This window comes from Arthrobacter sp. B0490 (assembly GCF_002929355.1).
Taxonomy (GTDB): Bacteria; Actinomycetota; Actinomycetes; order Actinomycetales; family Micrococcaceae; genus Arthrobacter_D.
In genome coordinates this window covers 295,212-314,219 of the sequence record NZ_PJIR01000004.1, presented here as the reverse complement: position 1 = coordinate 314,219, position 19,008 = coordinate 295,212, and the positions used below count along the sequence as shown (strand labels likewise).

The window sequence follows — 19,008 nt, the reverse complement described above, 5'->3', positions numbered from 1 at the left end:
CACACGACCCCGGCAGGCTGCGTGAGCTCCGTCACCTCCCGCACCCAGGCGAGAAGGGCCGGATGGGTCGTCGGCGCGGAGCCGGTGGCATCCGGCAGCGGGCTGCCGTCAGGATTTATGGGGGGTGTGCCGACCTCATCAAGCTGACGCGCAGTATGGCCCATTGGTCTTCCCTTCGTTGGGTGCTCGGTGTATCGATGCTAGGGGCGGGATATTTCACGCAAGGGTCGCGGGTACGAAACACTCCGCAGGGCCCTCCCACGATCCGCGCCACGACTGGGATGTCGTGCGCTTACGTCACATCGATGTGTGACGAAGGTCACGTAGACCGGTCTAGGACGTCCAGGGGTGGTCGGCGAATTAGGCGTCCCGCAGATTCCACGCTAAAGTTGTCTACGGCCAAACGGCCAGCTTGTAGGACTCATCCGCTTGCCGGATCGAACGCCTACGGATGCGTGCGTAGCTCAACGGATAGAGCATCTGACTACGGATCAGAAGGTTGGGGGTTCGAATCCCTTCGCGCGCACCACTGTTGCACAGAAGCATCGAAAGGCCCCGGCTCCGGCCGGGGCCTTTCGCGTGAGGTTGCTCCCCCGCGGGGCGGGTGGAAGGCTCTGCCTATGAGCGAACCCCAGACCATCGATGTCATCGTGATCGGAGCCGGCGCGGTCGGCGAGAACGTCGCAGGGCGGGTGGTCCAGAAAGGCCTCTCCGCGGTCCTCGTCGAGGCAGACCTCCTCGGCGGCGAATGCTCCTACTGGGCGTGCATGCCGTCCAAGGCCCTCCTGCGCCCCGGCACGGTCCTCAACGCCGCCCGCGGCGTCGCCGGCGCACGTGAGGCGGTGACGGGATCCCTCGACGCACAGCAGGTCCTGGCACGCCGCACCTCCTTCACCTCCGACTGGGACGACTCCTCGCAGGAGGAATGGGTCGCCTCGGCCGGCATCACCCTGGAGCGGGGACGGGCGCGGATCTCCGGCGAGCGGGAAGTGACGATCAGCCGGAAGGACGGGTCCGAGACGGTCTACCGGGCCGACCACGCCGTCGTCCTCGCAACCGGCTCGACACCGACGGTCCCGCCCATCGACGGGCTCGCGGACCTGGACTACTGGACCACCCGTGAGGCCACCTCGGCGAAGGAGGTGCCCGCGAGTCTCGCCGTCCTCGGCGGTGGCGTGGCCGGCGTCGAACTGGCGCAGGCGTACTCACGGCTCGGCGCGGAGGTCACCGTGATCGCGCGCAGCGGCATCCTCGGCACCTTCCCGCAGGAGGCGTCGGACCTCGTGCTCGACGCGCTGCGCGCCGAGGGCGTCACCGTCCTCACGGACACCGCCACGTCGGCGGTCCGCAAGGAGGACGGCCGGTTCGTGCTCGAGGTCGGAGAGGGCCGCAGTGTCACCGCCGAGCGGCTGCTCGTCTCGACCGGCCGCCATCCGCACACCACGGGGCTCGGGCTCGAGGGCCTCGGACTGGACGTGAAGATCCGGGGCGACGACACCGGGCGCGTGCCCGATGCCGGGGGCTGGCTGTACGCCGTCGGAGACGCCGGTGGCCGGGTGCAGCTCACCCACCAGGGGAAGTACGAGGCGCGCATGACCGCCGACGCCATCGCCGCCCGCGCCACGGGCACGCTCGGGGACACCGCGGAGGACTGGAGCCCGTACGCCGCCACCGCCGACCGCGCGGCCGTTCCCCAGGTGGTCTTCACCGATCCGGAGATCGCGATGGTCGGGCGCAGCCTCGACCAGGCGCGGAAGGACGGCATCAACGCCTCCGAGACGTCGCTGCCCATCTCGGTGGCCGGCTCGTCGCTCCACTCCGACGACTACAAGGGCTGGGCGCAGATGGTGGTCGACGAGGACCGCAGGGTCCTCGTCGGGGTGACCTTCGCCGGCCCGGAGGTGTCCGAACTGCTGCACGCCGCCACCATCGCGGTCGTCGGCGAGGTACCCCTCGACCGGCTCTGGCACGCCGTCCCCGCCTACCCCACCGTCAGCGAGGTCTGGCTCCGGCTGCTCGAGCAGTACGGGCTGTGACGGCCCGGCCCGGGCGGACCGACCGGGCGCCTGCCGAATGCCCGCCGGGCGCCGGGCGGGCATCCCCGCGGATCAGGCACGTCCGTCCGCGATGATCCCGCCGAGCACGTCGACGCCGTGCAGGATCCGCTCCTCTCCGACGTTGCCGAAGCCGAGCACCAGCGCCGCCGGCACGTGCGCCTCGGCCGCCCGCGGGGCATCGACCCGGTAGTGCGACACCCCGTGGACCCGGACCGCGTGGTGCAGCGCCGACCGCACGACGTCGGCCTCGGCGACGCCCGCCGGGAGTTCGAGGACCGCGTGGCAGCCGGCGTCGAGCCCCACCAGGCGCAGTCCGGGCGCGTGCTGCGCCACCGCCCCCGCCAGGACGTCGCTGCGGATGCGGTAGGCCTCCCGCATCCGCAGCACATGCCGGTCGTAGCGCCCTGATTCCATCAGCACCGCGAGGGCCAGCTGGTCGAGGGCGGGAGCCCCGCGACTGGTCAGGAGTTTCTCCCGGACCACCGGGCCGACCAGGGACTGCGACACCAGCAGCCAGCCGAGGCGGATCCCGGGGGCCATGGTCTTGCTCAGCGACCCGAGCGCCAGGACCCGGTCGGGCGCGAGTCCCTGCAGGGATCCCACGGGTTGCCGGTCGTACCGGAACTCGGCGTCGTAGTCGTCCTCGAGGATGATCCCGTCCACCTCCGCAGCCCAGGCGACCAGGGCGTGGCGCCGCTCGGGACCCATCACCACCCCGGTGGGGCACTGGTGGGCCGGCGTGACGAGGACGGCGCGGGCGCCCGGGCGGCGCAGCGCGTCGACGTCGAGGCCGGCACCGTCGACGGGGACGGCCACCGGCCGCATCCCCGCGCGCCGGACGATCTCGTCGTGCTGTCGGGGTCCGGGGTCCTCGAGCCCCACCTGCTCGACGCCGGAGCGTGCGAGTGCACCCAGCGCGAGCACGAGTCCCTGCTGGAAGCCGCTGACGATCACCGCGTGCTCCGGCTCGGCGGTGCCGGCTCGCAGAACTCGGCGAGGCGCCCCGCTACGGGACGGCCCGGGGCGCGGCCTTCATGCGCGAGCTGCTGTCGGACGCGGGCTGGCAGGCCCGCGTCGCCGAGGGATTGCCCCCGGAGATCGCGGACGAGATACCGCTGGAGCTGTTCGGCCTCATCACCGGGCTGCCGGCGGGCACTGCGCGGATCCCCTGGGACGGCCCTGACGTCCGGATCATCGAGCATCCGGCGCACGCCCAGGGCCATGCGGCGCTGCTGATCGAGGAGCACCGCGTCCTCGTCGCCGGCGACATGCTGTCCGACATCCTGATCCCCTTCCCCGACCTGGACGCCGCGACTCCCCTCGGGGACTACCTCGTGGGGCTGCGGCTGCTCGAGGACCTTGCCAACGATGTCGACGTCGTCGTCCCCGGTCACGGATCGGTCGGTGGCGGCGGTGCGGTACGGCGACGGGTCGACCTGGACCGCGCCTACGTGCGGGCCCTGCGGGACGGCAGGACACCCGAGGACCCTCGCCTCGGCCCGTCGGCCACGTACGGCACGGAGTGGCTGCCCGGAGTGTACGCATGGCAACGGCAGCAGCTCGCGGGAAGGGAGCAGGAGGGCTCGGTGGACTAGGGATCGGGATGCGGGCACCGGACCCGGCCGGACCGTCCCCGCGTCGCGGTTCGGGTCCCTAGCGCAGGGTCGGCGCCCTGCGCACCACGAAGTCGGTGACCTCGGCGTCGCGGCCGTCGAGCTCGGCCCACGCGCCGTCGTAGGTGAGGACGGTGAGCCCGGCCGTCGGGTAATCGGTGGCGAGGTCCATGACGGCGTGCTCACTCGACCGCACCGACGCGAGGCGCATCGCCAGCTCCTGCACGCCGGGGTTGTGCCCGATGACGAGGAGGCTCGTCACGGTCGGCGGCACGTGGTTGATGAGCGCGAGCATCTCCGACGGACGCGCTGCGTAGAGCTCGTCCTCGAGCTTCGGCGTGGGGGCCTTGTCCCCGAGCTCCTTGCAGACCCAGGTGCACGTCTGCCGGGTACGGAGGGCCGAGGAGACGAGGATGAAGTCCGGTACGGTGTCGTGCTCCACCATCCAGCGCCCCACCAGCGGCGCGTCGGCGTGGCCCCTGGAACTGAGCGACCGCTCGTGGTCCGGCACGCCCTGCTGGAACTCGGCCTTCGCATGGCGCAGGAGCATCAGCTTCTTCACGTGGTGGGGAACCATCCCAGCAGTCTATGGCGTCCCTGCGGCCGCCAGAGGGCCTAGATCGAGTACTCGGGAGCAGCCCAGACGATCACTTCGGGGTGGTCGTAGAAGCGGTAGCCCTGCCCCCGCACGGTCCGCACGGTGTTGGCCAGGCGTCCGAGCTTGGAGCGCAGGCGCCTGATGTGGACGTCGATGGTCCGCTCGTTCGGCACCTCGTCCGCGTTCCGCCAGAGTCCGCCGAGGAGTTCCTCGCGGCCCACGGTGCGGGTCGCGTTCTCGACCAGGTAGTTGAGGAGTTCGAATTCCTTGAAGGTCAGGTTGAGCGTCTCGCCGTCGAGGTGCACCTCCCGCCTGGACAGGTCGATGAGCACACCTGTGGGGCGGGCCTGGGCCGCGACCGGGGCGGCATCGGGGCGCGGGCGGCGGGCCACCGTGGGATCGCCGAGGGCGGCGCGGACGACGTCGATGTCGGAACCGGGGGCGTCGGCCGGGGCGAGCGCCACGGCCGCGTGACTCTCCGCCGTGGGCACGAGCGAACGCACGTAGGCACGGACGTCCTGTGCGAGCTTCGAGAAGGTGGTCCCCGCCGCTGCGGCTGTCGCCTCGTCGAGCGCGACGTAGAGCACGAAGCCGCGTGCGGTCGTATCACCCGTGACCGCCTGGGGGCCCGGGACACCGTTGGGCGCGACGACGGGAACGGGAGCGCTGAGGGGATGCGCGTCAGCGGACACCGCCTGGAGGCGCGAGTGCGACCGCGGTACCTGCTGCGCCTGCTGGGGGAAGGTCGGCCCGAAGGACTGCCGGGCCTGGGAGCCCTGCGGAGAGCGGAGCGAGATATGGACGTAGCCGGGATTTACTGACATGAAAACCACCTCGTGAAGTGTGCCGTCATCGCGGCTCGAATGCGGGATGAGCCCGGTCGGGATGAAGAGGATGCCCGCCGTTGGGCTCGAAGTGCGTAGGAAGAGGTTGGGTGTAACCGCTACGCGTGCATTCGATGACAGCACGGCTGATTCCCGGACAGGACGTCCGGGCAGCGGACCGCGGCTGCAGATGCGAGTGAGTGGATGTTCACGCAAGGAATTATTGCACGTAACATTCGCCTACGCGCAAGTAACAAAGGAACTTTGTCCGCCATGCGAGACGGAGCGGACGGCGACGCGGCGACGCCTGGAGCGCCGCCACTCCGCTACCGCGAGACGCGCGCCTCGCGCTTCCGGCCGGCGCGGGCCGCCAGGAACAGCAGCGACCCGACCACGATGTAGGCGATGGCGCCGAGCCAGACGACGCCGCTCTGCTGGGCGAGCAGCGCGATGCTGGCGAGGATGGCGAGGATCGGTACGATCCGCGGCGCCGAGAAATGGGAGTGCTCCATCTTGTCCTTCTTGAGCACGAGCACGCTGACGTTGGCCGAGATGAACACCAGGAGCAGCAGGAGCACGGTGGTCTCGGCAAGGGTGGCGAGATCCCCGAAGAGGGTCAGCACGATGGTCAGCCCGGCGACGACGACGATGGAGACCCAGGGTGTGCGCCGGTTCGGCAGCACCCGGGCGAAGGCTCGCGGGAGGAGGTCGGCTTCTGCCAGCCCGTAGCCCACGCGGCTGGCCATCACCATGAACAGCAGGGCGCCGTTGGCGATGGCAATCAGTGCGATGAGGCTGAACAGCCAGGACGGGATGCCCACGCCGCTGGCGTTCACGACGTCGAGCAGGGGCCCGGTGGACTGGGCGAGCTCCGCCGGCGGCAGGACGATGACCGCGCCGAGGGCGATCAGGAGATAGACGACGGCCGCGGTGCCGATGGCTCCGAAGAGTGCCCGGGGGTAGGCCTTCGAGGGGTCGCGGACCTCCTCCGCCATGTTGGCCGCCGCTTCGAACCCCAGGAACGAGAAGAAGGCGATGACCGATGCCGCGAAGGCGCCCTCCAGCGGGGGCACGTCCGGCGCGAACTCGAGGAGCCGACCCGGCTCGCCGTTGCCGCTGCCGAGCACGACGGCGGCGAGGACGATGACCAGCACGAGGCCTGACACCTCGATGATCGAGGCGACGAGGTTGGCGGTCAGGGATTCCCGGACGCCGCGGAGGTTGATCAGTGTCAGCAGGATGATGAAGACCACGGCCGCAGGAGCCGACGGTACGTCGATGAGGGCGGCGAGGTAGTCGCCGGCGAAGGCGTTGGCGAGGGCTGCGGCCGTGGTGATGCCCGATGCCATCATGAGGAACCCGACGAGGAAGGACAGGTAGGGGATGCCGAAGGCCCGGTCGATGTACCGCGCCGCACCACCGGCGTGCGGGTACTTGGTGATGAGCTCCGCGTAGGTCCCCGCGGTGAGCAGCGCCACCACCAGCGCGATGAGCAGCGGCAGCCAGATCACGCCCCCGACGTCGTCGGCCATGGTGCCGACGAGCGTGTAGATGCCGGCCCCGAGGGTGTCGCCGACGATGAAGGCGAAGAGGAGCGGAGCCCCGATCGCCCGCTTCAGTCCGCCCTGCGCACCCGCTTCTGTCGTGCCGCTGTCCGTCGCCATCGCACCATTGCAGTCGCTCGCACGCGCTCGCGCAACCCCTTGACGAGATTGCGCGGGTTGTTGTCCGCGACCTGTCGGCGGTGACCCGGCCTAGCCGACGACGCCGTAGAGGCGGTCTCCCGCGTCTCCGAGGCCGGGCACGATGTACGACTTCTCGTTGAGCCTCTCGTCGATCGAGGCGAGGACGATCGTGACGTTGCGGCCCTGGAGCTCATCCTGCAGCGTGGCGAGCCCCTCGGGCGCGGCGAGCAGGCAGATGCAGGTGATGTCGGCGGCGCCCCTGGCGAACAGGAACTTGATGGCCTCGCGCAGCGTGCCTCCGGTGGCGAGCATGGGATCGAGCACGAAGACCTGGCGTCCCGTCAGGTCGTCCGGCAGCCGCTCCGCGTAGGTGATGGCCTCGAGGGTCTCCTCGTTGCGGGCCATACCGAGGAAGCCGACCTCGGCCGTCGGCACCAGGCGCGTCATGCCCTCGAGCATCCCGAGGCCGGCACGGAGGATGGGGACCACGAGCGGTGTGGGCTTCACGAGGCCCGTGCCCTGGGTCGCGGTGACGGGCGTCTCGATGGACACCGGTTCGACGCGGACCTCGCGCGTGGCCTCGTAGGCCAGCAGGGTGACGAGCTCCTCGGTGAGGAGCCGGAACACCGGCGACGACGTGTCCTTGTCCCGGAGAACCGTGAGTTTGTGGGCTACCAGGGGGTGGTCGACTACCAGTACTCGCATTCCTCAAAAGTACCATTGAGCCCATGAACCCCGCCCTGCAGCCCGTGGATCCCGAGCACCGGGCGTGGATGGGGCTGGCCCTGGAGGCGGCCGAGCTGGCGCGCCCCAGCGCGGACGTGCCGATCGGCGCCGTCGTCGTCGGTCCCGACGGTGAGGTGCTGGGGATGGGCCGGAACCAGCGCGAGGAGCTCGGGGACCCCACCGCGCATGCCGAGGTGCAGGCCATCCGCGCCGCAGCCCGCAGCCTGGGCGCGTGGAGGCTCGAGGGCTGCACGCTGGTGGTGACCCTCGAGCCGTGTGCCATGTGCGCCGGGGCGTCCGTCCTGGCGCGCATCCCGCGCGTGGTGTTCGGGGCGTGGGACGAGAAGGCCGGTGCGTCGGGATCGGTGTTCGACGTCCTCCGCGAGCGGCGGCTCAACCACTGGACGGAGGTCGTCCCGGGCGTGCGGGAGGACGAGTGCGCCGCACTGCTCAGGGAGTTCTTCGCCGCGCAGCGCTCAGGTTCCGGCACCCCCTGATACTGCGTAGGCTGATGAAATACGCAGAACCCCTCGAGAAGGAGCAGACGTGGCAGACCAGCAGGACGGTTTGAAGGAAGTACAGGACATCCTCGACAAGGCCGACATCGCGATCCTCACCACCGTGAGCCTCAGCGGGCAGCTCGTGAGCCGACCGCTCGCCCTGCAGGCGAAGGACTTCGACGGAGACCTCTGGTTCTTCACGGAGGACCCCTCCCCCAAGGCCGACGAGATCCGCGCCAACCCGCAGGTCAACGTCTCCGCGAGCACGGGCAAGGGCTACGTCTCCATCGCCGGCACCGCCACCCTGACGAAGGACCAGGCCAAGATCGACGAGCTGTGGGGACCGTCGGTGTCCGCCTGGTTCGAGGACGGACGGGACGACCCCTCCGTGGCCCTCATCCACGTGGACGCCGAGACGGCCGAGTACTGGTCCATGGACGCGCCGCGCGTGGTCTCGGCCGTGAAGATGGTGAAGGGCCTCGTGACGGGTTCCAAGCCGGACGTCGGGAAGAACGACGTCGTCGAACTCCCGTAGGCACCGGACCCGTTTTGGGTCTGGAGCGGTGGACCCGGTAACGTAGGGGCGTTGGTGACGTGTCCGAGCGGCCGAAGGTGCAACACTCGAAATGTTGTTTGGTGTAAAAGCCAACGTGGGTTCAAATCCCACCGTCACCGCCATCTGAGAAGGCCCCGCAGCCCCTGGAAATACAGGGATGCGGGGCCTTTCGCTTGCCCTGGATGAGGATCCTGCCGACGCCCGGGACCTGCACCTGCGGGCGGTCGGAGAGATGAACCGAGGGTCAGGACAGGCGGGCGTATCCGGGCAACGGTGAGGTCGGGCTCACTCCGGCGGATCATGTGTCGTACGCCTCGCTCCGAGGCCTTGACCCTGTGGTCGGAACAGCCTCTTCAATGGTTTCAGCACACGGGATCACGCCATGGCAGAGCGCAACCGGCGCCGCCGCAGAAGCGTGACGAAGAACCGTGGAGCAACCCGCGCTCGGCGCGGGGATCACGAAGGAGAACACGATGGACAACCCCTACGAGGGCATGCAGGAGTGGGTGCAGCAGCTGCCCGAGATCGTCCAGCCGCTGGGTGTCGCAGTCGCCGGCATGATCCCGTACATCGAGGGTGAGGGTGCCGCCGGTATCGGCATCATCCTCGGGATCAACCCGGTCTTGGCGGCGATCTCGGCGATGATCGGCAACTTCCTGAGCGTGCTCGCCGTCGTCCTCGTCAGTTCGCGTGTCCGGCAGAAGGTGGTCGCCGGTCGGGAGGGCGGGGGCGAATCAGCCGATGCGGCGCCCGCCGCTCCATCGACCAGACGCGTGAAGGGCCAGCGGCGCCTGCAGGGCTGGCTCTCCCGGTTCGGGGTGCCGGGCGCCAGCCTCCTCGCCCCGCTCGCGCTTCCCACGCAACTCACCGCCGCGTTCTTCGCGGCGTCCGGCGTCCGGAAGGAACGGGTCCTGTTCTGGCAGGCGATCGCGATCGTGGCGTGGACGGTCGTCATCTCGGCGCTCGCGATCGGGCTCGTCGGAGTCCTCGGCTGGTGACGGAGGGTTCGTGGCGTCCAGAACCGGTGGTGGGACCATGGGATTCCCTTCCGGAAGCGACCGAAGGACACCGGGGACGACGCGACCGCACCGGTGAGCATCAACGCGGAAGGACTGACGAGCATGGCCTGGAGCACCCGCGAGATCGCCGAGCTGGCGGGGACGACGGTGAACACCGTTCGCCACTACCACCAGGTCGGACTTCTCGAGCAGCCGGACAGGATGTCCAACGGCTACAAGCAATATCAGGTCAGGCACCTCGTCCGTCTCCTGAAGATCCGCCGCCTACGGGATCTCGGCGTCCCGCTCGACCAGATCGACGACGTGGCCCTCGACGGTGATTCGTCGTCCGAGGCGCTGAGAGCCATCGACGCGGATCTCGCAGTGAGCATCGAGAGGCTGCAGCGCGCCAGGGCGGAGATCCAGGCGATCCTCCAGGGATCATCGGCGACGGGCGTCCCGGCAGGATTCGAGGACGTGGCACCTCGATTGTCCGAGCAGGACAAGTCGCTGATGCTGATCTACTCCCAGCTGTACGACGACGACGCGATGGAGGACCTGCGGACCATGGTCCGGCAGGATCCGGAGTCGCCGAGCAGGGAATTCGACGCGCTGGCTCCGGATGCCGACGAGACGGTGCGCGCCGACCTCGCCGAACGCTACGCACCGACCATCGCCGATGCCATCAGGAACTACCCGTGGCTCATACACCCCGAGAAGCACCTGTCGAAGAGTCCCGAGGTGACCCAGAAGACGGTCGTCGAATCACTCACGGCACTGTACAACGCGGCACAGCGCGACGTCCTTGCCCGGGCAAGCGTGATCGCCGGCGGACTCCTCAAGAAGGAGCAGGGCACCGAGGACGGGCACACGCCCTGAGGGCGGGCCATGACGCGGGCGGGTGGCGGGATTCCTTGGTCTCGTCGTTCCGACCCCCTAGCCGGTCGTGAGGCGGGTGCCTTCGGCCTGGTTGCCCGTCTCCCATCCCGGTCCGAACGAGGCCGATCCCGGATCCGTGAAGAACTGCCTCAGTGCCGCCTCGACCGACACGACATCGTGGACGAGCCGCAAGGGCATGGAACCCTCCGGACCTCCCATCGGTACCTGCACCGACTGGTCCGGTACCGGCCCGGTGCCCACCAGGACCGCCCATGATCCTTCGTCGGAGGCGTCGGCGGTGCGATGACAGATGAAGCCCGGGTGCACGGCACCGGCCACTTCGAACCGCGCGTCCCCCCGCTCGACGGACACCCGCCCACCCTTCGTACCGTCCAGGGCACGCAACGCGGCACCGGCCGCCTCCCGCGCCTCCGCGATGGTGGAATATCCCTGTGCATCCACCGTCCACGCGGCCTGGGCCTCCGCTGTGCGATGCGCAACCATGCGTCCCCATGCGACGCCGCCCCATGCTCCCGCCAGGACTCCTCCGAACCAGGCATACCCGGCGGCCCCCAGCGCGAACCACACCGCGATGAACACCACGAGTACGACGGAACCCATCCAGCGCCGAGTCACACCGAAACGAGTCAACGCGGCCCCTGCGAGCAGTCCGGCGATCAGCACCCCGACCTCGAGGAGTACCTGTCCGGTCGGTACGAAGACCATCACTGAGACCGTCGCCAGCAGCACCAGTCCGCTGAAGATCAGGGCGCCCTTCCAGGGACGCCGACGATCACCTGCCACCGTCGCCACCTTTCACTTGCCTGCTCCCTTACCGACCGGGGCGATGCTGCACAGCGTCCCCGTCGGATCCGTCAGCGCCGCCCATCGAGCCGCCGTTCCACCATCCCACGGCATTTCTCCGGGCAGGGTTGAACACACCGGTCAAGATCGGCGGCGTGAAATTCCGACGGCAGCGGCGGAGTTCCCACCTCGGCCGGAGCCGTCCGGCTCCGGCCGAGGTGACGGGATCAGCTCTCGTCCTCCGCCGCAGCAGCCTTGAGCGCGTCCTTCTCGGCACGCAGGGCCTCGGTCTCGTGCTGCTCCTCGGCTTTCTCCTGGTGGATGACCACCGCGAAGAGCTTCTCCATCTCCTTCGCCACGCCGGCTGCCGAGGCCGGGTTCTGGCCGGTCACGAGCCGCTCGTCGACCACGACCTTCTCCTCGAAGACATCGGCGGAGACGTGGGTGGCGCCCTGTTCCTCGAGTCGGTCCGCCAGGAAGAAGGGGATGACCTCGTCCTTCCCTGCGGCGACCTCCTCGTCATTGGTGAAGGCTGCCACCTTGCGGCCCTCGACGAGGCGGAACCCGTTGTCCAGTTCCACGTTCACCAGCCCGGCGGGTCCGTGGCAGACCGCGCCCACGAGGCCGCCTGCGTTGTAGACCCCGGCGACGAGCTTCTGCAGGCCCTCGCTGTCCGGGAAGTCCCACATGGTGCCGTGGCCGCCCACGAGGTAGACGGCGTCGTACTGGGCGGGATCGATGACGTCGACGCGGGCCGTGTTGTAGAGCCCGGCACGCGTGGTCTCGTCCTCCGTGAAGGCGACCTGCACGGGGTCCGTCGTGTCCACCTCGTCGCGCGGGGGCTGGCCGCCCTTGATCGACGCGAAGTCGACGAAGTGCCCGGAGTCCTTGAAGACCTTCCAGGGATGCGCGGCCTCGGCCACGTTGTAGCCGGTCTTCTCCCCCGTGTCGCCGATCTCGGAAACGCTGGTCAGAACCATGAGGATTTTCTTCATGAAGTGCTCCTTTCGTCAGCCTTCCACCCTACGCCCGACCCGTCCGACACCGTCGGGACCGATCGGGGACGTGCTCATCGGCGCGGCGCCCGGCTCGCCGCCTCGGCTGCCGCCAGGCGCCGCCGTGCCTCCTCCGGCGCGATGTACTCCCCCACCGTCGGGTAGGACCCGATGGTCACGACCGACGAGACGACCGTGTGCGGGTAGACGTGCACGAGGTTGAAGCCCTGCGCGCCGTCCCGGCCGCGGATGCCACCCTCGGGCTCGGTGAGGTCCTGGGTGTAGCACGTGGACGACGCCACGGAGACGGGGATCCCGGCGAACTGCGACGACGACGGGAAGTGCAGGTGCCCCGCGAGGATCAGGCGGATGTCCGAACCCGCCACGACCTCCGCGAGCCGGTCCTGCCGCCGCAGTTCGGTGAGCACCGCGAGGTCCTGCACCATGGGGATGGGCGGGTGGTGCAGGGCGAGGATGCTGCCCTCGGGCGAGGGTTTCGACAGCTCGGCCTCGAGCCAGGCGAGCTGCGCGTCGTCGAGCCCCCCGTAGTGGTGGCCGGGGACGGAGGTGTCCAGGGCGATCAGGCGCAGCCCGCCCAGCCGGTAGCTGCGGTCGAGCGGGGCGTCCTCGGGTGGTTCGCCGAGCAGCGCCGCCCGCAGGGCCGGCCGCTTGTCGTGGTTGCCCATCAGCCAGATCACCGGTGCACCCAGCCGGTCGGCGAAGGGCTCGACGAGTCCGCGCAGCGCCGCGTAGGCGTCGGGATCGCCCTTGTCCGTGAGATCGCCGGTGAAGACGAGCGCGTCCGGGCGGATGCCGGACCGCCCGATCTCCGCCAGGAGCTGGCCGAGCCGTTCGCGGCCGTCCACACCCCCGTACAGCGGCCCGCGGGCCACGAAGTGGGTGTCGCTGAAATGGAGCAGGAGGTGGTCGGCGGGGGGATGCTCGTAGGACACCAGAGCATCCTCCCACCTCTCAGGGGTCGGCATGGGCGCTAGGCGGTCGCCTCGGCCGCGGCGTGCACGGGTTCCGACGGTTCCCGGTCGAACACGGCCTTGTCCATGAGCTCGGCGATCCTGTCCCAGTCGTGGCGCCTGAGCAGCTTGCGCAGCTCGGGGGACGGCGATTCGCCGGCCCGGCCCCTCAGCGCCTCGCAGGCGGCGGCGAAGCCGTCGGCGTCGTCCTGCAGGTCGACGACGCCGGGGAAGTCCGCGACGACGTCGGGCACGCGCGTGGAGACCACCGGCAGCCGGGACGCCAGGTATTCGAGCGTCTTGGTGGGACTGATGGATTTCGTGGCCTCGTTGAGGGCGAACGGCATGAGGGCGACGTCGAACTCGGACATGTGCCCCGGCAGGTCCTCGTAGTCCTGCTGGCCGTAGTAGGTGATGTTGGATGCCTGCGGGAGGTCCGTTTCCTCGATCTTGCAGACGGGGCCGATCATCCGGATCTCCCACTCGGGCAGGCGCTCGGCGAGGCCCGCGACGAGGTCGAGGTCGAGCCGCTCGTCCAGCACTCCGACGTAGCCGGCGACCGGCTTGGTGCGGTCGGGATCCGCTGCCCGGGCGGCTGCCGCGTAGTGCTCGACGGACACGCCGCTGGGCACCAGGTGGGCGTCCTCCCGGCCCTGTCTGACGACCGAACGGTGCAGCGAGCGGCCGCCGGCGAAGACGACGTCGGCCCTCTTCAGCGCCTGGCGCTGCCGCACGAGCAGCTCGGGGGCCGCGTTCCTGAACGCCGCGAGGTCGTCCATGACGTCGAACACGAGCGTGGTCGGTTCGAGGGCGAGTGCGGCCTCCAGCACCAGGGGCGTGTAGATCCATACGACGCGGTCGCCCGTGGGCGGGCCCAGGAGCCGGGGCAGCTGCGCCACGTAGTCGGGCATGACCTCGTCGAAGAAGCCCACGTGCCGGCCCTGCTCCGGGATCTCCAGGTAGACGCGCGTCAGGCCGTCGATGTCCGTGGTCCCCAGCCGGTTCTCCGTCAGTTCGACGTCCGGCGGGGTGAGGGGTTCCTCGACGAACCAGGTCCTGCGTCCCGGCGACCGGTTCAGGCGGGAGACGAGCTGCTGAGGCCGCTGCCAGACCCATTCCCACCGCAGGTGGGACAAGACGATGAGTTCACTTTGCATCGACGATCCTCAATTCCATTCGTGTTGTCGTCCGGGGGAGTCGGAAGCCGAGATCGGTCTCGGGAGGCTGTTGCCAGTCCCAGTGGGACATCTGCTGCCGGTAGCCCTGCAGCCACGTGGCCACGGGTTCACCGAGGAGGTAGGCGGGGAGCTCGACGGAGCGCACTCCCCCGGCTGCGAGCGCGTACGACGTCGACATCACCGAGTCCCGCCGCTCGAGGTCCTCGTCGAGCCAGTACACGCCGACCGGGTCGACGTGGCCCTCGCAGCGGAAGAGCAGCGAGTTCCAGTCCGTGGAGTCGACGACCGGGAACCAGCACACGCCCTCGAGGACGACGCCGCGTGCCTGGGCCTCCTCGCACTGCTCGAGCACGTACTTGAGCCAGGTGGCCCGGTCCGACGTGCGGCCGCGGACGTTGGTCTCGGTGAGCATGCACGGCAGTGCGTAGCGCTCCCAGTACTGCTCGATCTGGTCGGCCAGCGGCAACGGCGTGGGGGTGGGCGCCGTTCCTCCCTCCAGCGAGAAGTTCCACTGGCAGTGCGCGTAGTAGTCCAGGCCCAGCACGTCGATGGTCCCGGCGGGCAGGGCGAGCAGTCGCTCGCCGCCCACGGGGGCGAGGTCGCGTCCGAGCTGGCTGTCGACGTCGTAGCCCCGGCCCAGGAACGCATCGAGGGCGAGGAAGCGGCGGTCGTTGGCCATGTCCGCGTACCGCTGCCCGGATTCGTCGGAGCCCGTGTGGAACTCGCAGGTGTCCACCCAGACGTGCCGGGCGTCCGGCAGCAGCTCGCGGAAGAGGTTGCCGGCCTCGACGACGGCCGGGAGCACGTTGACGAGGAGGTCCACGAACCCCTGCAGCCCGGAGTGGTACGGCGGCCAGATGGCCTCGTGGCCGCACAGGAACAGCGTCGCGAACGGCTCGTTGAAGAGCGTGTACTCCTCCACCCACGGGTAGCGGCGGGCGAAGGCCTCCGCGTAGCGGAGGTACACCCCGCCGAAGCGGGTGTCGGCGAAGCCGTCGGTCAGCCAGCGGGGGTAGCTCGTGTGGTGCACGAGGTCGATGATCGGGCGGAAGCCGTGCTCGTGCAGGTAGCCGAGCACCTCGTCCGTGGCGGACCAGTCGAAGACCCCCTCGGCCTCCTCGATGCGGTGCCATCGGACGGGGTAGCGCAGGCGGGTGATGCCCGACCTCGAGAGCAGGTCGAGGTCCTCGCGCCAGCGGGTGTCGTGCTCCGTGGTCTCGAAGATGTCCCGGTCGTGCGCGGGCATGAAGGTGCTCTCGAAGCCCCCGATGATCTGCAGCGGCGGTCCCACGTCCCGGCGGCTCACGGCGCGTCCTCCGACGGGGTGCGGCGAGCGCCGAGTTCCTGGTAGACGATGTCGAGCAGCTCGGCCGCGCGCAGGTTCAGCCGGCGCGATTCGTCGAGGTCGCCGTCGAGCCGGACGACGTCCGCCCGCAGCTGCTCCACCTCGGTGCGGAGCACCAGGAGCTGCTCCGCAAGCCCTTCCGGTCCCGCGAACGGCATCCCGACGTCCTGGGCCGTGGTCCGGGTCGTGTCTGTCATGCCCTCTCCCTCCTCACGAGCACACGCCGGCTTGTCGCCGTACCTGCTCCGTCGTCGTCCTGCTCCTCGGCACTCAGCGAGTACCGGCGCAGCTGCTCCTGGAACCTCGTCCAGTCCACGGGCCGGTATTCGACCCAGCTCCCGGCCCCCTCCGTGCCGGCCACCCCGACCTCGAGGAACGCGGTGCTCCCGGGAGCCGCCAGCAGATACTTGACCAGCGTCAGCGTGGTGTCCCAGCCGAGCGGGGTGAGCGCGTTGAAGAGGTGGTTGGCGTGGACGTGCACCGTCGAGTCGAGCTCCGCGCACCGTTTCCGCAGGTGCAGCGCGTGACGGACCATGGTCAGGTTCGCGCGTTCGAAGGTCACGGTGCCGTCGTGCGCGAAGTGCTCCTTCGCCCAGGCGAGCGCCGGCCGGCTGTAGTCGACGGCGAGGACCCGGTGGCCACGGTCGGCCAGATAGCGGGCGTCCGTGCCGAGGCCGCACCCGAGGTCCAGCACGGTCGACGACGGCGGCAGCTGCTCCGCGGCGGTGACGGCGAGGCCCGACGGCTCCCGGCCAGGGCCTGCCTCGATCTCGGCGCGGTGGTGGTCCTCCCAGTTCTCGCGGTCGATGTCGAAGTGGTTGAGCCACCAGTAGTAGCGGCGGAGCGCGGCGGGCGGCGTCAGGAAGGCGAACGCGGGGTCGGGCACCTCCCAGGACGGGCCGTAGATCGCGGCGAGCAGCTGCGCGGGCTCGGCGGGGCCCGGCAGCAGCCGGCCGTTCACGGGCAGCGGCTTCAGCGGGTGGACGGTGACCGACTCCACCGGCTCGCGGGCATGGAAGGTCCCGTAGAACCAGCCGTCGCACGTGAAGTAGGTGAAGATGTCGAGGTAGAAACGGTCGGTCACCGTGCCCCCGGGGAACAGCAGCTGGAGGTGGCCGCTCGAGTGCCGCACCGCCTCGTACCCCTGCTCCGCGAGCGTCCGCTCGATGCGGAAGCTCTCGAGGACGACGTCGGACGGGTTGGTGGCGGTGCTGAGGTAGGCGAGGTCGGCGTCGTCGTCGTGCGGGAGGATGCGCCCGTTGCGGACGGGTCCGAGGAGCGTGCCGCCCGTGACGAACAGATCGATACCGAGGGTCCGGTGCAGCACCTCGATGAGGCGCTCGGCCTCGTCGAGGACCTGTTCGATCAGCACGGCGTCCCGGCCCTCGAAGGACCGGGCGATGCGCCCCCACTTGTTGACGACCTGCGGGATCCCGGTGCCGGGCTCGTTGAGGCCGAAGTCGGACGGATTCTCGTCGAAGGCCACGGTCGCCGCGGCGACCTCACGGCCCGCGTGCTCCACCGCGAGCCGGGCCCGGCCCGTGAGGCGCTCGGCGAGGGAGGGCGGCCACGGCAGGGTGAGAGCGCCGTCGTCACCCGGTTCCGGCGCACGGACGGTCCAGATACGCCGTCCGCCGAGGAGCACGGAGAAGGCGTCGCCCGAGGGGATGCGGGCGTCGGGGATCACCAGCCGCTGCGCGTCGGCTGTGAGGGGCGCCGCCCTCACCGGACGCTTTCGAACTGGGTGGGCAGCGGATCGACGCGCAGCAGTCGGACGTCGAACACCTGCCCCGTGATGTCGGAGGCGAGGACCGAGGCGCAGACGCGGGCGACGTCCCCGGCCTGCACGAGGGTGGTCTCGTCCTCGCGGCCGAACGCCTTCTCGCGCATGGGCGTCGCCGTGCGGCTCGGGCTGATGCAGTTGACCCGGATGGCGTCGCTGCTCCACTCGTCGGCGAGCGCCTGGGTCAGGTTGACGAGCGCCGCCTTCGTGGCCGAGTACACCGTGTATTGGGCGCGGCCGCGCGTGTAGGAGCTGGACGAAAACAGCAGCAGCGAGCCCCGGGAGGACGCCAGGTAGGAGTGGGACTCCTGCGCGACGACGAACGCGGCCATGAGGTTGACGCCGACGTCGTGCTGGAGCTGCTCGTCGCTGAGGCCCACGAGGTCGCCGATGGTCAGGACGCCCGCGGTGAGCACCACATGGTCGATCCGCCCGTATTCGGCTGCTGCGCCGGCCAGGGCGCGCGAGACGGAATCACGGTCCTCCACGAAGGTGCCGCTGCCCGTCCTGCTGTGGGAGACGACGTGCGCGCCCTCGTCCTCGAGCTGCCGTCCGAGTTCGCCGCCGATGCCGGAACTGCCGCCGAACACGACGACGACGGCGCCGCGGAGCGAGGACACGGCGAACGGCACCGGGTCGGAGTGCTGGTGCTTGAGCTGGAACAGCTTGTCGGCCAGGTGGATGTCGATGGGGTGCGTGATCTTGATGTTGGCCTCATGGCCGGGCACCACGATGATCGGGACGCCCGGGCTGTACTTCAGGACCACCGAGCAGTCGTCCGTCGCGGCGAAGTCCGGGTCGGCATGCGCGTGCCCGTAGGCCTCCATCAGGGTGTCCCACCGGAAGGCCTGCGGCGTCTGGCCGCGGCGGAGGGACGCCCGCGGCGGGACGGCACGGATGATGTCGTGCTCGTCCACCTCGATGATGGTGTCCGCGGAGGGGATGCCGGTGTCGACGGCGTCGTAGGTGTCCAGGGCATCGACGCACGCCCGGATGATGGCCGGATCCACGAGCGGGCGGACGGCGTCGTGGAAGACCACCTTGGAGCCCGGGGTCGCGATCTCGCGCAGGGCGAGGTACGAGGTCTCGTTGCGGTCGCGCCCGCCGGGCAGCAGCGCCGAGAGCTTGGGGAAACGGTCCCTCGTCACGAGACGCTCGGCGCGGTCCATGGACCCGGGATCCATCATCACGATGATCTCGTCGATGAAGGGGCACTGCTGGAAGATGTCGACGGTGTGCTCGAGGCTCGTGCGGCCCGCCACGGGGACGAGCTGCTTGGGGATCTCGAGGCCCATCCGCGTACCGACGCCTCCGGCGAGGATGACGCCGACGGTTCGTCGTCGGGGGCGTGCCTCATGGCCCGCTGTGCCCGGTGCGTCCATTCGGTCGGTGATGGTCGACATTGCCGCCTCCTTCGTACGATTCGTGGATCTGCGGGGGGATTCCGTCAGCGTACTGATGGTTCCCGGGGCCGGGCGGGAAAACTCGGGCCGGCG

The 19,008-nt window shown here is 69.9% G+C and carries 18 protein-coding genes, 2 tRNA genes and 1 pseudogene; 8 read left to right on the top strand and 13 right to left on the bottom strand.

All coding sequences use genetic code 11. From position 1 onward, the window contains the following. Positions 1 to 453 precede the first annotated feature (453 nt). Both CXQ97_RS09495 and CXQ97_RS09490 read left to right on the top strand, forming a co-directional pair. Positions 454 to 529, top strand: a tRNA-Arg gene (locus tag CXQ97_RS09495). A gap of 91 nt (positions 530 to 620) precedes the next feature. After that, positions 621 to 2,036, top strand: coding sequence for an NAD(P)/FAD-dependent oxidoreductase (locus CXQ97_RS09490; protein ID WP_104180603.1), 1,416 nt, complete (start codon positions 621 to 623; stop codon positions 2,034 to 2,036). Positions 2,037 to 2,108: 72 nt separating this feature from the next. Here the strand turns inward: CXQ97_RS09490 and CXQ97_RS09485 are convergent, their stop codons facing one another. After that, on the bottom strand, positions 2,109 to 3,044 hold the full coding sequence (locus tag CXQ97_RS09485) for a PLP-dependent aminotransferase family protein (protein WP_104180602.1): 936 nt from the start codon (positions 3,042 to 3,044) through the stop codon (positions 2,109 to 2,111). A gap of 8 nt (positions 3,045 to 3,052) precedes the next feature. Between CXQ97_RS09485 and CXQ97_RS09480 the strand changes: the two are divergent. Continuing rightward, positions 3,053 to 3,652, top strand: a pseudogene (locus CXQ97_RS09480) (MBL fold metallo-hydrolase); the annotation flags it as partial. 58 nt (positions 3,653 to 3,710) lie between these two features. Here CXQ97_RS09480 and CXQ97_RS09475 read toward each other — a convergent pair. The 4 genes from CXQ97_RS09475 to upp all read right to left on the bottom strand — a co-directional run bounded on the left by CXQ97_RS09475 (position 3,711) and on the right by upp (position 7,482). After that, complete coding sequence (locus tag CXQ97_RS09475) at positions 3,711 to 4,247, bottom strand: histidine phosphatase family protein (protein ID WP_104180601.1); 537 nt, start codon at positions 4,245 to 4,247, stop codon at positions 3,711 to 3,713. Positions 4,248 to 4,285: 38 nt separating this feature from the next. Continuing rightward, positions 4,286 to 5,092, bottom strand: coding sequence for a winged helix-turn-helix domain-containing protein (locus tag CXQ97_RS09470; RefSeq protein ID WP_104180600.1), 807 nt, complete (start codon positions 5,090 to 5,092; stop codon positions 4,286 to 4,288). A gap of 326 nt (positions 5,093 to 5,418) precedes the next feature. Further along, positions 5,419 to 6,756, bottom strand: coding sequence for an APC family permease (locus CXQ97_RS09465; RefSeq protein ID WP_104180599.1), 1,338 nt, complete (start codon positions 6,754 to 6,756; stop codon positions 5,419 to 5,421). Positions 6,757 to 6,846: 90 nt separating this feature from the next. Further along, entirely contained in the window at positions 6,847 to 7,482 is a 636-nt protein-coding gene (gene upp / locus CXQ97_RS09460; RefSeq protein ID WP_104180598.1) for a uracil phosphoribosyltransferase, read from the bottom strand. Positions 7,483 to 7,505: 23 nt separating this feature from the next. Between upp and CXQ97_RS09455 the strand changes: the two genes are divergently transcribed. From CXQ97_RS09455 to CXQ97_RS09435, 5 genes are all read left to right on the top strand, one after another. Next, positions 7,506 to 8,000, top strand: coding sequence for a nucleoside deaminase (locus CXQ97_RS09455; RefSeq protein ID WP_104180597.1), 495 nt, complete (start codon positions 7,506 to 7,508; stop codon positions 7,998 to 8,000). 49 nt (positions 8,001 to 8,049) lie between these two features. Beyond that, complete coding sequence (locus CXQ97_RS09450; protein ID WP_104180596.1) at positions 8,050 to 8,538, top strand: pyridoxamine 5'-phosphate oxidase family protein; 489 nt, start codon at positions 8,050 to 8,052, stop codon at positions 8,536 to 8,538. 53 nt (positions 8,539 to 8,591) lie between these two features. Further along, positions 8,592 to 8,681: transfer RNA gene (locus tag CXQ97_RS09445), tRNA-Ser, on the top strand. A 306-nt stretch (positions 8,682 to 8,987) separates the two neighbouring features. Further along, the gene (locus tag CXQ97_RS09440; RefSeq protein ID WP_258062451.1) at positions 8,988 to 9,557 is read left to right on the top strand and encodes a small multidrug efflux protein; all 570 of its coding nucleotides are present in this window, start codon (positions 8,988 to 8,990) and stop codon (positions 9,555 to 9,557) included. A gap of 123 nt (positions 9,558 to 9,680) precedes the next feature. Then, on the top strand, positions 9,681 to 10,436 hold the full coding sequence (locus CXQ97_RS09435) for a MerR family transcriptional regulator (protein ID WP_104180634.1): 756 nt from the start codon (positions 9,681 to 9,683) through the stop codon (positions 10,434 to 10,436). A gap of 57 nt (positions 10,437 to 10,493) precedes the next feature. On the opposite strand, the gene CXQ97_RS09430 is transcribed toward CXQ97_RS09435, so the two are convergent. The 8 genes from CXQ97_RS09430 to CXQ97_RS09395 all read right to left on the bottom strand — a co-directional run bounded on the left by CXQ97_RS09430 (position 10,494) and on the right by CXQ97_RS09395 (position 18,915). Next, positions 10,494 to 11,240, bottom strand: a complete 747-nt coding sequence (locus tag CXQ97_RS09430) for a hypothetical protein (RefSeq protein ID WP_258062450.1) — start codon at positions 11,238 to 11,240, stop codon at positions 10,494 to 10,496. A gap of 227 nt (positions 11,241 to 11,467) precedes the next feature. Further along, entirely contained in the window at positions 11,468 to 12,235 is a 768-nt protein-coding gene (locus CXQ97_RS09425; protein WP_104180594.1) for a type 1 glutamine amidotransferase domain-containing protein, read from the bottom strand. A gap of 74 nt (positions 12,236 to 12,309) precedes the next feature. Continuing rightward, positions 12,310 to 13,188 carry a phosphodiesterase gene (locus tag CXQ97_RS09420; RefSeq protein WP_306739733.1) on the bottom strand — a complete coding sequence of 293 codons (879 nt, stop codon included), beginning with the start codon at positions 13,186 to 13,188 and terminating at the stop codon, positions 12,310 to 12,312. A 38-nt stretch (positions 13,189 to 13,226) separates the two neighbouring features. Further along, positions 13,227 to 14,363, bottom strand: coding sequence for a glycosyltransferase (locus CXQ97_RS09415; RefSeq protein WP_104180592.1), 1,137 nt, complete (start codon positions 14,361 to 14,363; stop codon positions 13,227 to 13,229). Continuing rightward, entirely contained in the window at positions 14,353 to 15,690 is a 1,338-nt protein-coding gene (locus CXQ97_RS09410; RefSeq protein ID WP_104180591.1) for a family 1 glycosylhydrolase, read from the bottom strand. The genes CXQ97_RS09415 and CXQ97_RS09410 overlap by 11 nt, the downstream gene beginning before the upstream one ends. After that, the gene (locus CXQ97_RS09405) at positions 15,687 to 15,926 is read right to left on the bottom strand and encodes a hypothetical protein (protein ID WP_104180590.1); all 240 of its coding nucleotides are present in this window, start codon (positions 15,924 to 15,926) and stop codon (positions 15,687 to 15,689) included. The genes CXQ97_RS09410 and CXQ97_RS09405 overlap by 4 nt, the downstream gene beginning before the upstream one ends. Then, positions 15,923 to 17,455, bottom strand: coding sequence for a bifunctional 2-polyprenyl-6-hydroxyphenol methylase/3-demethylubiquinol 3-O-methyltransferase UbiG (locus tag CXQ97_RS19485; protein ID WP_146069615.1), 1,533 nt, complete (start codon positions 17,453 to 17,455; stop codon positions 15,923 to 15,925). Before CXQ97_RS19485 ends, CXQ97_RS09405 begins: the two co-directional genes overlap by 4 nt. Then, positions 17,452 to 18,915, bottom strand: coding sequence for a bifunctional cytidylyltransferase/SDR family oxidoreductase (locus CXQ97_RS09395; RefSeq protein WP_258062449.1), 1,464 nt, complete (start codon positions 18,913 to 18,915; stop codon positions 17,452 to 17,454). Before CXQ97_RS09395 ends, CXQ97_RS19485 begins: the two co-directional genes overlap by 4 nt. Positions 18,916 to 19,008 lie beyond the last annotated feature (93 nt).